This window comes from Knoellia sinensis KCTC 19936, from assembly GCF_000768705.1.
Taxonomy (GTDB): domain Bacteria; phylum Actinomycetota; class Actinomycetes; order Actinomycetales; family Dermatophilaceae; genus Knoellia; species Knoellia sinensis.
In genome coordinates, this window is sequence record NZ_AVPJ01000004.1 from 296,021 (window position 1) to 309,112 (window position 13,092).

The 13,092-nt window shown below is 67.9% G+C and carries 10 protein-coding genes; 6 read left to right on the forward strand and 4 right to left on the reverse strand.

The features are described 5' to 3' along the window. Window positions 1-71 precede the first annotated feature (71 nt). Window positions 72-2,960, forward strand: a complete 2,889-nt coding sequence (gene gcvP / locus N802_RS07800) for an aminomethyl-transferring glycine dehydrogenase (RefSeq protein WP_035914319.1) — start codon at window positions 72-74, stop codon at window positions 2,958-2,960. Window positions 2,961-3,007: 47 nt separating this feature from the next. Here the strand turns inward: gcvP and N802_RS07805 are convergent, their stop codons facing one another. Further along, window positions 3,008-6,211: an AAA family ATPase gene (locus N802_RS07805; RefSeq protein ID WP_035914321.1), complete on the reverse strand. Its 3,204-nt coding sequence runs from the start codon at window positions 6,209-6,211 to the stop codon at window positions 3,008-3,010. Window positions 6,212-6,222: 11 nt separating this feature from the next. Beyond that, the gene (locus N802_RS07810; protein WP_084071983.1) at window positions 6,223-7,395 is read right to left on the reverse strand and encodes an exonuclease SbcCD subunit D; all 1,173 of its coding nucleotides are present in this window, start codon (window positions 7,393-7,395) and stop codon (window positions 6,223-6,225) included. A 158-nt stretch (window positions 7,396-7,553) separates the two neighbouring features. Between N802_RS07810 and N802_RS07815 the strand changes: the two genes are divergently transcribed. Next, the gene (locus N802_RS07815) at window positions 7,554-9,041 is read left to right on the forward strand and encodes a glutamate-cysteine ligase family protein (protein ID WP_156971319.1); all 1,488 of its coding nucleotides are present in this window, start codon (window positions 7,554-7,556) and stop codon (window positions 9,039-9,041) included. A gap of 19 nt (window positions 9,042-9,060) precedes the next feature. Here N802_RS07815 and N802_RS07820 read toward each other — a convergent pair whose 3' ends face one another. Beyond that, window positions 9,061-9,669, reverse strand: coding sequence for a histidine phosphatase family protein (locus tag N802_RS07820; protein ID WP_035914516.1), 609 nt, complete (start codon window positions 9,667-9,669; stop codon window positions 9,061-9,063). A 26-nt stretch (window positions 9,670-9,695) separates the two neighbouring features. Between N802_RS07820 and N802_RS19375 the strand changes: the two genes are divergently transcribed. The 4 genes from N802_RS19375 to N802_RS20605 all read left to right on the forward strand — a co-directional run bounded on the left by N802_RS19375 (window position 9,696) and on the right by N802_RS20605 (window position 12,259). Then, window positions 9,696-10,238 carry a DUF1697 domain-containing protein gene (locus N802_RS19375; protein WP_052109581.1) on the forward strand — a complete coding sequence of 181 codons (543 nt, stop codon included), beginning with the start codon at window positions 9,696-9,698 and terminating at the stop codon, window positions 10,236-10,238. A gap of 126 nt (window positions 10,239-10,364) precedes the next feature. Beyond that, window positions 10,365-10,832 (forward strand): OsmC family protein, encoded by a 468-nt coding sequence (locus tag N802_RS07830; RefSeq protein ID WP_052109583.1) that lies wholly within the window; start codon window positions 10,365-10,367, stop codon window positions 10,830-10,832. A gap of 3 nt (window positions 10,833-10,835) precedes the next feature. Next, window positions 10,836-11,459, forward strand: coding sequence for an L-threonylcarbamoyladenylate synthase (locus N802_RS07835; RefSeq protein WP_035914322.1), 624 nt, complete (start codon window positions 10,836-10,838; stop codon window positions 11,457-11,459). Continuing rightward, window positions 11,456-12,259 (forward strand): GNAT family N-acetyltransferase, encoded by an 804-nt coding sequence (locus N802_RS20605; protein WP_035914324.1) that lies wholly within the window; start codon window positions 11,456-11,458, stop codon window positions 12,257-12,259. The genes N802_RS07835 and N802_RS20605 overlap by 4 nt, the downstream gene beginning before the upstream one ends. A gap of 238 nt (window positions 12,260-12,497) precedes the next feature. On the opposite strand, the gene N802_RS07845 is transcribed toward N802_RS20605, so the two are convergent. Next, window positions 12,498-12,995, reverse strand: a complete 498-nt coding sequence (locus N802_RS07845) for a flavodoxin family protein (protein ID WP_035914326.1) — start codon at window positions 12,993-12,995, stop codon at window positions 12,498-12,500. Window positions 12,996-13,092 lie beyond the last annotated feature (97 nt).

Below are 13,092 nucleotides of genomic sequence, written 5' to 3' on the forward strand. Positions count from 1 at the left end.
ACCTCTGAGACGGCCCCGGCCGCGACAGAAGGGGAGGCCCGTGCCCACCCGTGCGCCAGGAGCCTCACCACATGACTGACACCACGTTGAACTCGCCCCAGCTGCCCGCCTTTGCCGGTCGCCACATTGGTCCGAGCGATGACGACATCGTCGAGATGCTCGCGACCATCGGTCGATCGAGCATCGACGACCTGACGCACACAGCGATCCCCGCTGCAATTCGTGCCACGTCGACCATGTCCATCACGGCTGCGGATTCCGAGTCCGCCGTCGTTGCGGAACTGCGCACCCTGGCGGCGCGCAATCAGGTGCTCACATCGATGATTGGTCTGGGCTACTACGGGACGATCACCCCCGCGGTGATCCAGCGCAACGTCCTCGAGAACCCTGCTTGGTACACCGCCTACACCCCCTACCAGCCGGAGATCTCCCAAGGTCGCCTCGAGGCTCTCCTGAACTTCCAGACGGTGGTCAGCGACCTCACGGGGCTGACCACCGCGGGTGCATCCCTGCTCGACGAGGCCACCGCCGCAGCCGAGGCAATGACCCTCATGCGCCGCTCGAGCAAGGCGGCCGCAGACGCGGTGCTTCTCGTCGATGAGGCGGTCTTCCCCCAGACCTTGGCGGTGATGCGGACCCGCGCGCTGCCCCTGGGCATCGAGATCGTGGTGACGGACCTGTCCGACGTCACGTCGGGTGAGGAACTCGAGGTGGCAGCTGGGGGGCGCGCCGTCTTTGGCGTCCTCGTGCAGTACCCCGACCTGCATGGTCGTCTTCGCGACCACCGCGCCCTCGCGGACGCGGCACACGGGTCCGGCGCGCTCGTCACCGCGGCTGCCGACCTGATGGCCCTGACTCTGGCGACGGCACCGGGGGAGTGGGGCGCAGACATCGCCATCGGCACCACCCAGCGTTTTGGGGTGCCCATGGCCTTCGGCGGGCCGCATGCCGGGTACATGTCAGTCCGGCAAGGCCTTGAGCGCACGCTTCCGGGACGTCTGGTCGGGGTCTCCGTCGACGCGACCGGTGCGCCGGCCTACCGGCTTGCCCTCCAGACGCGGGAGCAGCACATCCGTCGCGAGAAGGCGACGTCCAACATCTGTACCGCTCAGGTCCTCTTGGCAGTCATGGCGAGCATGTATGCCGTGTACCACGGCCCACGCGGGCTGCGCGCGATCGCCCTGAACATTCACGCGCATGCGACGAGCCTCGCGAACGCGCTGCGCGCAGGTGGTGTGGACGTCGAGGAACACGACCGCTTCGACACGCTCTCCGTGAAGGTGCCTGGGCGCGCGGCTGAGGTCACTGAGGCGGCCCTGGCTGAAGGCGTCAACGTCTGGCCTGCCGGCGACGACACAGTGCTCGTCTCTGTCGACGAGACGACCACTCTTGCCGACCTGGAGAAGGTCGCGCGTGCCTTTGGCGCAGACGCGCCGTCGAAGGTGCAGGTTGCCGAGCCGGCGTGGGGCGAGGCACTGCGCCGGACCTCCGAGTACCTCACGCACCCGGTGTTTTCGAGCCACCACAGCGAGACCGCGATGCTTCGCTACCTCCGCCGCCTCTCGGACCGAGACTTTGCTCTGGACCGGGGCATGATCCCGCTGGGGTCATGCACCATGAAGCTCAACGCGACGACCGAGATGCTCGCGATCACGTGGCCGGAGTTCGCGCACCTGCACCCGTTCGCACCACTGGACCAGACCGTCGGGATCCGCACTCTCGTGGACCAACTCGAACAGTGGCTGTGCGACATCACTGGCTATGACGCAGTGTCCCTCCAGCCGAACGCCGGGTCGCAGGGTGAGTTCGCCGGGCTCCTCGCGATCGCGGCGTACCACCGCTCGCGCGGCGATGCCGAGCGCAACGTCTGCCTCATTCCGGCAAGCGCGCACGGCACCAACGCCGCCAGTGCGGTGATGGCCGGCATGAAGGTCGTCGTCGTCAAGACCGACGTCATCACCGGCAACGTGGACATGGACGACCTCAAGGCAAAGGTCGAGGAACACCGTGACGATCTGGCCGCGATCATGGTCACGTACCCGTCGACCCATGGTGTCTTCGAGGACACCATCAGTGACCTCTGCGCGATGGTTCACGATGCCGGTGGGCAGGTCTACGTCGACGGTGCCAACCTCAACGCCATGGTCGGGCTCGCTCAGCCGGGGCGCTTCGGTGCTGATGTCTCCCACCTGAACCTGCACAAGACGTTCTGCATCCCGCACGGTGGGGGTGGCCCCGGCGTGGGTCCGGTGGCGTGTCGCGAGCACCTCGCACCGTTCCTCCCGAATCACCCCCTCGATGTGGAGGCCGGCCCGGAGACGGGCGTCGGCCCGATCTCGGCAGCGCCCTACGGTTCCGCAGGCATCCTCCCGATCTCCTGGGCCTACGTCCGACTCATGGGAGCCGCTGGCCTGCGACGCGCCACGGAGGTCGCGGTCCTCAACGCCAACTACGTCGCCGCTCGGCTGCGCGATCACTACCCGGTGCTCTACTCGGGTGAGGGAGGACTCGTCGCCCACGAGTGCATCCTCGATGTGCGTCCCCTCACGAAGGACACCGGCGTCACGGTCGACGACATCGCCAAGCGCCTCATCGACTACGGGTTCCACGCCCCGACCATGTCCTTCCCCGTCGCTGGCACCCTCATGGTGGAGCCGACCGAAAGTGAGGACAAGGTCGAACTGGACCGCTTCTGCGACGCCATGATTGCGATCCGCGGCGAGATCACGGAAGCAGGGGCGTCGGGCAACGCTGCGACGAGTGTCCTCCGTGGGGCGCCTCACACGGCCGTCTCGTTGGCAGGGGAGTGGGACGTCGCCTACAGCCGCCAAGAGGCTGCCTTCCCCAAGGGTGTCGATCCGCTCGCGAAGTACTGGCCACCCGTGCGCCGCATCGATGGTGCCTACGGGGATCGCCACCTCGTGTGTTCGTGCCCGCCTCCAGAGGCGTTCGAGGACTGATTCGAGCGCGGCCGTATGCCGTGGGGTCGCCGCGTGAGCCTCTCGGCTCACGCGGCGCTCTCGACTCCCGGTCCCGAGATCGAGACGGTGCTGCCGCTGGCGGTCTTGCGCACGAGCAACTGGCTGGTGATCCGGCTCCGGAGCTCGCCGACGTGGGAGACGACGCCGACCGCACGCCCGCCTTCGCGGAGCGAGTCGAGCACGGAAATGACCTGCTCGAGGCTCTCGTCGTCCAGGGTGCCGAACCCTTCGTCGACGAAGAGTGTGCCGAGGTCGAACCCGCCGGACTCTTCCCGGACGGCGTCGGCCAGTCCGAGGGCGAGGGCCAACGACGCCATGAACGCCTCGCCTCCGGACAAGGTCGAGGTCTCCCGGCTCACGCCGGTCCACTGGTCCAGGACCCGAAGACCCAGGCCGCTACGGGCTCCGCGGGCCGCCAACCGGTCCGAGTGTTCCAGCGTGTAGCGCCCATCGCCCATGATCCGCAGCCGTTCATTGGCCAGCCGGGCCACCTTGTCGAGGCGAGATGCCAGCACATAGGACGTGAGGCGCATCCGCAGGGTGTTGTTGACCCCACCTCCGGTGAACGCGTCAGCGAGATCCTTGATGCGGTGGTGGCGCACCAGCGCAGGTCCGGCTGCGTCGAGCCCTTTGAGGAGGCTCGTCCGGACGGTCACGAAGGACTTGCGCGCCGTAGCAGCCTCAGTCTGGGCCGCCTGAGCAGTGAGTACCGCCGCACGTGCTCGAGCCGCGTCCGCCGTCGCTTCGTGCACATCTGGCTCCTCCGCCGCCTCGGCAGCGAGCACTTCGGGGTCATCGAGGACGGATTGGGCGGCAGCACGAGCCCGGTCGTGTCCCTGAATGCGGTCGCGCAGCCTGTCGAGCTCGTTCGGCATCATCAGGGCGTGCGTGACACCGTCGATGGAGTCGAAACCTGCCTCGTGTGCGGCCGACTGGGCATCCGCGCGCACATCGTGGAGCCGCGTCTCGGCGACCTCATGGTCGTGCGAAGCGTTCCGCCATGCCTCCACCAGGCGGATCACCTGACTGTGAGTCGCGGTGATCTCTCGAACCATCGCCACGTCGTCGGCGCTCAGCGTCAGGGTGCGGCCGGTGGATGGAGGACTGCCAGGGGCGCACGGGCACGACTCATGGGACTTCAGGAGGTCGGCCAGCGCGGTTGCCTCATGGCAGTCGGCTGACCGCTCCTGGCCAGAGATGGTTCTCGCTTGTGCGAGGTCGCGTTCCGCGGCAACGACCGACTCATCCACCCGCGCGAGCCGTGCACGCGCGGAATCGAGTGACTGCTGGCTCGCCTGAAGGCGGGCTGCGCGGTCGGAGATCAGCGCGAGATCGCGCTGGGCCGTCTCGGCGGCTTCGGCCAGGGACGTGAGGGCGATCTCCTGGACGGAGGCCACGTCAAGCACCTGCAGTGCGTGCTCGAGTCGGGCCTGCGCAGCGGTGGCGCGCGCATCAGCGTCCTGATGAGCCTGCACGAGGGCAGCGTGCACGCGCCGGGCTTCGTCGAGTTCCGCACCCGACACACGATCACGGGATGTCGTGGGCTCGGGGTGATCGTCCGAGCCACACACTGGACATGGCTCGTCATCGAGGAGGCCCTCGGCGAGCTCGGCTGCCATCTGGGACAGACGCCGTGCGAGCAGATCCTGTTCGTGATCACGAGCATCCTGCGCGGCCGTTCGTGTCTCGGCGGCAGCCCGCCTCAGAGCATCGAGCTTGATGGCGTCGTCCACGGTGCGCCGGGCCAGCTCATGCCTATCCCGAGCAGCCGCGGCCAGAACAGTTGCTCCTTCCCGCGAGGCCACGGCGTCCGCCGAATCACCGACCATGGCCTCCGCCGACGTCACCGCGAGGGCCGCGGAGGCTCGGTCGGCGTCCGCGCGCCCGAGGACCCTCGTGGCCTTCTCGATCAGGGCGATGAGTTCCTCGGTCCTGCGCTCCCGATGGAGCCGGGACTCTGACAGCCGACCCGCCTCGCGCAGCGCGTCATCGTGACCGTGCATCGCCGCGAGTGCGTCTTGGGGCCGGCCGAAGAGCGTGCCCGCTTCCTCCGGGTGACTTGGGGAGCCGATGGCCCCGTCAGTCGCGGCGGAGAAGATGTCGACGAGGCGACTCACCGAGTCCATGGCGACGTCGAGTGCCTGGCGCGCGCCCTGGAGAGTGACCTCCTCGCGCTGAATGGTGGCAAGGTGCCCGCGCAAGGAGACCGCGCGTTGCCCCGCGTCCAGGCGGGCGCGATCCGCGATCAGCTCCTCGGCGGACGCATCGAGATCGGCGAGGGTGCGCCGAGCCGTAGTGGCACGCTGACGCAGAGCTGTGACGGCTCGTGCCTGCTCGGCGCGCTCGGCAGTGGCGCCTTCCACCGCAATGGCGGCATCGAGGGCAACCATCATCTGGGAGAGGTGCTGGTCAAGATCGGCACCGACGGACTCAAGGTGAGCCCGGATACCCTCCGGTGACGCTGGGTCGACCGCGAGCTCATCCGCAGCAGGACGGTCCGGCGCTGGAGCGTTGGTGCTCGTCCCGGCGTGTGGGCCTCCGGCGGTATCCACCGGAGGCGAACCGGAACTCACCCCACTGGCGGCAAGCACGTCCCCGAGCCGGGCCAGGTCGGTGTCGATTCCGGCGCGCAGGGCACCGACCGCGGCCTCGCTCTCGCGCCGTTGCTCGACGAGCCAGGCCTCGATGTCGGCGAATCTGCTGATGTCGAAGAGCTTCTCGAGCAGGGCTCGCCGATCCTCGTCCTTGGCGGTGAGGAAGGCTGCAAACTCGCCTTGGGGCAGCATGGCAACCTTGGCGAACTGCTCCTTGCCCATGCCGATGACGTCGTGGAGAACCTCCGCAGTCTCATCGTTGCGGGTCGACACCACTGCCCACTCAACGCCCCGGAGCTCCGACAGGGTCACTGTGGCAGGGGCATCGACCGTCCCCACGCCGCGCTTCTTGGGCCGCGCGTGCTGGGGGGAGCGATGCAGTCTGAATCGCCTTGTGCCAGAAGTGAACTCGAGCTCGATAGAGGGCGTCGCTGTGGGCGCCGCGTGGTCACTGACGATGCCACGCCGGTCCCGAAGGCCCGGGACGTCGGCAAAGAGGGCGAAGCAGATCGCGTCGAGCAGGCTGGTCTTGCCCGCCCCGGTGGGCCCGTGGATGAGGAAGAGCCCCTGAGCCGTGAGTGCATCGAAGTCGACCACCACTTCGTCGGGGAAGGGACCGAACGCAGTGGCGACCAAGCGGTGAATCCTCATGCTGCCCCGGAGGTGTGACGAGACGAGGCCTCGCCCTCGCCCGCTGTGGCGTTGCGCCGCAGGCGTGCACCCTCGACTGCCTCACCGAGGAGACCACGCTCGCCGGCGTCGGGACCGTGGCCACCGCGCACATGCGTGAGGAAGTCGCAGCACACGTCAAGGTCGGATCGCTCCGTGAGCGACGCGGCATACGCACTCATCGTCGTGACCGAGCCACTCGGCGCGAAGCGGAGATCGAGTGTGTAGGGGAAGCGGGCACGCAAGCGCTCCATGGCGCCCAGCGGCCTGATCGGGTCGGTCAGCGTCACTTGGCACCACGCTGACTCGGCGTCTGAGTGCCGGCGGTCCGTGAGCAGCTCGTCGAGGGTCCCTCGCAACAGTGCGAGCGGCCTCTCGACGGGGGCTGCCACGAAGTCCACGTTCGGGGAGGCGTCAGAGAGATCGACGATCCAGGAGCCCTTGACGTGGGACGCCTCACTGAAGGACATGGCTACAGGAGACCCGGAGTAGCGCACGCCCTCTGCCACTTGCTGACGACCGTGGAGATGCCCCAGCGCCACGTAGTCGACGCCGTCGAAGACGTCGGGAGGAACGGCTGCCACGCCTCCCACGGCGATGTCACGCTCGGAGTCGCTGGTGGCACCACCGGTGACGAAGGCGTGCGCCATGACCACGGACTTGGCGGCTGAGCCGGCGCCGAGGGCGTCACGAACTCGACCCATGGCTGCCCGCAGCACCCCCGCATGGGTGCGCTCGGACGAGCCGAGCGACCCGGCCGACAGCGACGGCTCGAGGTACGGAAGGGGGTGGATCGCGACACCCGACACCCAGACCGGGCGGCCGATGTCGTCCAGGTTGGTCCGAATGTGGAGCCCAGACTTCTCGAGCAGCCGGGCAGCGAACCCCAATCGGATGGCGGAGTCGTGGTTGCCGCTGGACAGCACCACGGCTGCTCCCGCGTCGATGAGCCGTTCGACTGCGTCGGACAGCATGGCCACGGTGTCTGGCGCGGGGAGGGCCCGGTCGTAGACATCGCCGGCCACGAGCACGGCATCGATCGACTCGGACCGCACGACCTCGACGAGATGGTCGAGGTAGGCCGATTGCGCACTCTGGAGACCCACCTGGTGGAAGGCCCGGCCCAGATGCCAGTCGGACGTGTGGATCATGCGCACGTCACCGAGGCTAGGCGCGGCCACCGACAGGGGCGGTGACCGAAACGCGAAATGTCGCACGTTCCCATCGCGTGCTGCACGCAGGGGTGATTGAGTTGGCCACGAGCACGTAGGACGAACCGAGCCGACTGAACCGACGAGAGCCGGAGGTGATGGGCGTGGGTACCGAGGTCAGCGCACAGAGCTACACGCGCGAGGAGCGCCAGCGGTATCGAGAGAAGGTGCGACAGAACCTCGACGTCTTCGAACGGATGCTCAACAAGGATTCGTTCGAGTTCGAACGGCCGTTGACCGGCCTCGAGATCGAGCTCAACCTCGTCAACGGCGACTATGACCCGCATTTCGCCAACGCGGAGGTGCTGCACGCGATCGCCGACCCCGGCTACCAGACCGAGCTCGCGCAATACAACATCGAGCTCAATGTCCCGCCCAGGCCGCTCCCGGGAGACTCGGCACTCGAGCTCGAGGTGGACCTGCGGCAGTCCCTCAACGACGCCGATGCCAAGGCTCGCGAGGTGGGCTCCCGCCTGGTGGCCATCGGCATCCTGCCGACGATCATGCCGGAGCACTACGAGGGAGAGTGGATCAGCGACAACAACCGCTACACCGCCCTCAACGACTCCATCTTCGTCGCGCGCGGCGAGGACATCTACCTCGATATCAGTGGCCCCCACGGGGAACGGGTCGCGACGTACTGCGACTCGATCGCGCCGGAGTCCGCCTGTACGAGCGTCCAGTTGCACCTCCAGGTCACGCCTGGCGACTTCGCCGACTACTGGAATGCAGCCCAGGCCCTCTCACCCATCCAGGTCGCCGTCGCCGCCAACTCTCCGTTCTTCTTCGGCCAGCGCCTCCACGCCGAGACCCGGATCGAGCTGTTCAAGCAGGCGACCGACACTCGACCGATCGAACTCAAGAATCAAGGCGTCCGGCCTCGTGTCTTCTTTGGAGAGCGCTGGATCACGAGCATCTTCGACCTGTTCGAGGAGAATTCGCTCTACTTCCCGGCACTGCTTGCCGAGACCACGGACGAGGACCCAATGGCGAGGCTGGACGCGGGCCAAGCCCCGGACCTTGCCGAGTTGCGTCTGCACAACGGCACGGTCTATCGCTGGAACCGCCCGATCTACGACATCGTCAAGGGACGTCCCCACCTCCGGGTCGAGAACCGCGTCCTCCCGGCTGGGCCGACGATCGCCGACACCCTGGCCAACGCTGCGTTCTACTACGGCGCGGTCCGTCGGCTCGCCGAAACCGATCGACCCGTATGGACCAAGATGAGCTTCGCGGCCTGCGAGGAGAACTTTCACCGCGGCGCCCGCGACGGGATCGAGGCACGGCTCTATTGGCCGGGCTTCGGAGAACTTGGCGTTGACGAGCTCGTCCTCCGGCATCTGCTGCCCCTGGCCCACCAGGGACTGGAGTCCTGGGGGGTTTCCCAGGCGGTCCGCGACCGATTCCTGGGGATCATCGAGGCGCGCTGCCAAGCCGGCGTCAACGGCGCCACCTGGCAGACCGAGGCGGTGCGACGATTCGAGGCCAAGGGAGCCGACCGTCGGCTGGCGCTGCACCAGATGCTCGAGATGTATGCCGAACACATGGGCAGCAACGAGCCGGTGCACACCTGGCCGCTGCCCTGAGCCGGCACTGAGGCGGGCCTCAGCCGAGGCTGTTCCAGAGCTTGATGGCAGGTTGTTCGCGTTCGTACTCCAACACGCTCACGGAACCGGCGTCGAGAAGCACCTTGGCTGCGAACCGTGATTGCTCCCGCAGGAACACGGTGGCGAGGATGCGCAGGGCGTGCCCATGCCCGAAGAGCAACACATCCCGCGTGGCCAGCACCGGCCAGGCCCGGAGCAGGATGCGTGAGGCTCGCGCGGCGACCTCCTCGACCGTCTCGCCCGGAGTCGCGCCCGGGACGACACCGTGCTCGAACGCGGCCCAGTCGTAGCCCAGTTCGGCACGGATCTCCTTCGTCGTCCGCCCCTCGTAGCCACCGTAGTCCCACTCGACGAGGTTGGGATCGACCTCGGCAGAACCGAATCCGGCGATTTCAGCAGTTCGGCGCGCCCGCCGCATCGGCGACGTGAGAACGAGACCGAAGTCGAATTCTGCGAGGCGGGTGGGGAGCGTGGCTGCGTCGGCCTCGCCCTGCGGCGTCAGTGGGATGTCCGTCGTTCCGGTGTGCTGACCTGATTCGCTCCACTCGGTCTTGCCGTGACGGACAAGGACGATGCGGCCTTCGGGGACAGCGGGTGCGCCAGTCATGAACGTCACTCTGGCAGGATCCCTGTATGCCGCGCTACCTCGCCTTCCTGCGCGCCATCAACCTCGGAGCCGTCCGCAAGGTGCCCATGGCGGAACTGCGCGACCAGTTGGCGGGTGCTGGTTTCACGGATGTCGAAACCCACATTCAGACGGGCAACATCGCCCTGACGTCGCGCATGCGCTCCGCTGCGAAGGTGGAATCGGCCATCGAGGCTCTGCTGGGGGAGTGGCGCGGGTTCGACGTCCCGACCATGGTGCGCTCGCCCGCGGAACTGCACGACCTCGCAGCACGGATCGAGATGGCACCCACCATGGTCGGCAGCCAGCCACGCCGGTACGTCGCCTTCGCCAAGGGCGAGGTGAGCCCGGCAGCGGCGGCTGCCCTCACGGCATACAAGGACACTCCGGAGCGTTGCTGCATCGTGGGCAGAGACCTCCTTCTCGAGTACGACACCTCCTTCCCCAATGCACGGCTGGCCGGGGCCAAACTCGAAAAGCTGGCCGGCACCGCACTCACGACGCGCGACATCAAGGTCGTCCGCGCCCTCGACGCGAAGTGGGCGTCATGAGGGTGCCTGGCCCATGCCCCGACACTGGAGGATCGCCGCTCCGTCGCCAGCCGAGCCTGAGCAGCATCGGTCTTGCGGCCACCTGGTCATGACATCTCACCCACGCAACACGAAACGGAGCACCCGATGACCGACACCACGCACGATCGGGCCCAGCAGGAAACCGGTGGGACCGGACCAGGGCACCGATCGGTCACGCTGACCCGCACGTCCCATGGCGAGCTCGACGTGACGAACGTCCGCGGCGGAACCATCCACATCGGCACGGGGGAATCGGACGACTTCACGCCGGTCGAGCTGCTCCTGGCGGCGATCGCGGGCTGCAGCGCCGTCGACGTCGACTTCATCACGGCGAAGCGGGCCGAACCCACCGAGTTCACGGTCACGAGCGAGGGTGACAAGGTCAAGAGCGCTGACAAGGGCAACCACATGGACAACCTCGAAGTGACCTTCCGCGTCCGCTTCCCGGAGGGGCCCGAGGGTGACAAGGCGCGCGAGATGCTGCCGCGGGCCATCGCTCAGTCTCACGACAGGCTGTGCAGCGTGTCGCGCACGGTCCAGCTCGGCACGCCGGTCACCATGCGCGAGGTCTGAGCAGTGGCGCGATACCTCGACGTTCACCCTGTCGATCCGCAGCCGCGCCTTATCGGCCAGGCGGTTTCCGCGTTGCGTGAGGGTGGCCTCATCGCCTATCCGACCGACTCGGGCTACGCCCTCGGCGCTGCGCTGGGCAACCAGGAAGCCAAGGATCGCATCCGCGACATTCGCCGCCTCGACGACAAGCACCACTACACCCTGGTGTGCGCTGACTTCGCCCAGCTCGGGCACTTCGTCCACGTGGACAACGCCGTCTTCAGGGCCGTGAAGGCCTCGACCCCCGGCCCCTACACGTTCATTCTCCCGGCCACGGGGGAGGTCCCGCGCAAACTCCTCCATCCCAAGAAGAAGACCGTGGGCGTCCGCATCCCCGACTACCCCGTGGTGCGCGCTCTCCTCGCCGAATTGGGGGAGCCGATCCTGACCTCGACCCTCATCCTCCCCGGCGAGACCGAACCGATGACCGATGGCTGGCAGGTCAAGGAGGAGCTCGACCACGCCGTCGATGTCGTCATCGACGCGGGGGAGGCCGGGCGCGAGCCCACGACCGTCGTCGACCTGTCTGGCGACGTCCCGGAGGTGCTGCGCGTCGGGGCCGGGGACCCCAGTCGCTTCGAGGCGTGAGCATCGGACACATTGCCGAACCGGGGTTCCCGAGCCTGGCGCTGCAGTCGTTCGGTCGCCACGGAGTCGCGCCCAGCCGCGGCTACGTCACCCTCGGTCACGAGGACGCGCTGATCAGCCACTACCCACCCGAACCGGATCGCCCTTTCGTCGTGCACTGGACGCGGTCCGAACGAGACGCCGACGAGCTTTTCGACGAGCTCACGGCCTACCTGCGTGATGCCGGTGCGCGGAGCGCGGAATGGTGGTTCCGCGACGACTCGACACCGGAGGGGCTCGAGGACGTGGTCCTCGCGGCAGGAGCCACGACCGTCGAGGACCAGGTGTGTGCGGCGCGTGCAGTGGGCGGCAGCCTGCCCGAGATCGCGCCGGGAGTCAGGGTCACCCTCGTCCAGGACGGCGAGGCTCTCGAGGCCGCAGTCGGCATTGGTGTGACGGTGTTCGGGGAGCCCGATGCCGTCGATCGGAGCAGCCTTCTGGCCGAGGTGCTTGACGATCTTGACCGCGGAACAGGGGCTTGGGTTCTGGGATGGCTCGGGGATGAACCAGTGGGCAGGGCGCGCGTCGGTTTCGAGTGGGGTATCGCGCCCCTCGTGGGAGCCGCCGTCCTGCCGCACGCCCGCCGCCGGGGCGTGTATGCCGCGATGCTCGCGGCCCGTCTCGACCTCGCCGCGACGGCTCGATGCCACACGGCCGTGGTCAAGGCACGTCGATCGCAGTCGCTGCCCGTGCTTCTGCGCGAGGGTTTCGTCCAGGTCGGCCTGGAACGCGCTCACCTCTTGGGACTGCCCGCGGCCTGAGCGGTGGGCCCGCATGCGTCACCCCCATCGGTGCATGAGCCGTGTGGACCGATGGGGGTGACGACGGCCCTGCTCGGGAGGAGGCGAGCCGGGCGTGGCGGCGGTCAGGACGGAACTCCCTGGTCCGTGCCGAACGCCGCACCATCCACCGTAGGAAGCGTCGGTCAACGCCGGGTTCGGGCCAGGTCAAGAGTTGGTATGCCGGGTCAAGACTTCGTTCCCCGGTCAGCTGGCAGCGTCACCGGCTGAGGAGGGCGGCAAGGGTTCCTCCCAGCTCCGTCGCCCGCGCACGAGCGCCCTCGTCGACGTCGCCCATGACCTCCAGGACGTCCGATGCCTGACGCCAGCCCAGTGCCTGAACGATGGACGTCACGGAGCGAACCGCACCGGTGACGTCGTAGCGCCCATGGACCCAGAGGCCGAACGGCCGCTTCGCCGTCGGACCGGCGGTGGGGGAGTTGTCGGCCCCGCCGGAGTCATCCAGCGCGCCGCCGATCTCCAGGAACGTGGAGTCGAAGAAGTGCTTGAGCGCGCCGGACATGTAGCCGAAATTGGCGGGCGTCCCGAGGAGATACCCGTCCGCTCCGAGGACGTCGTCCGACGTGGCGTCCAGAGCAGAGACCACCTCAACGTCCACACCCTCGATGTCCGGGTGCTGCGTTCCCTCGAGCGCCGCGTCGAGCAGGGCGCGGGTTCCGCGCGTCGGGCTGTGGTGGACGACAAGGAGACGGGCCATGGTTCTCATCGTGCCTGCTGCGACGTCCTAGGGTGACTCCCATGGCCGACCTGACCGAACCCTGCCCGAACTGTGGCCAGCTCATGCGCTGGGAAAC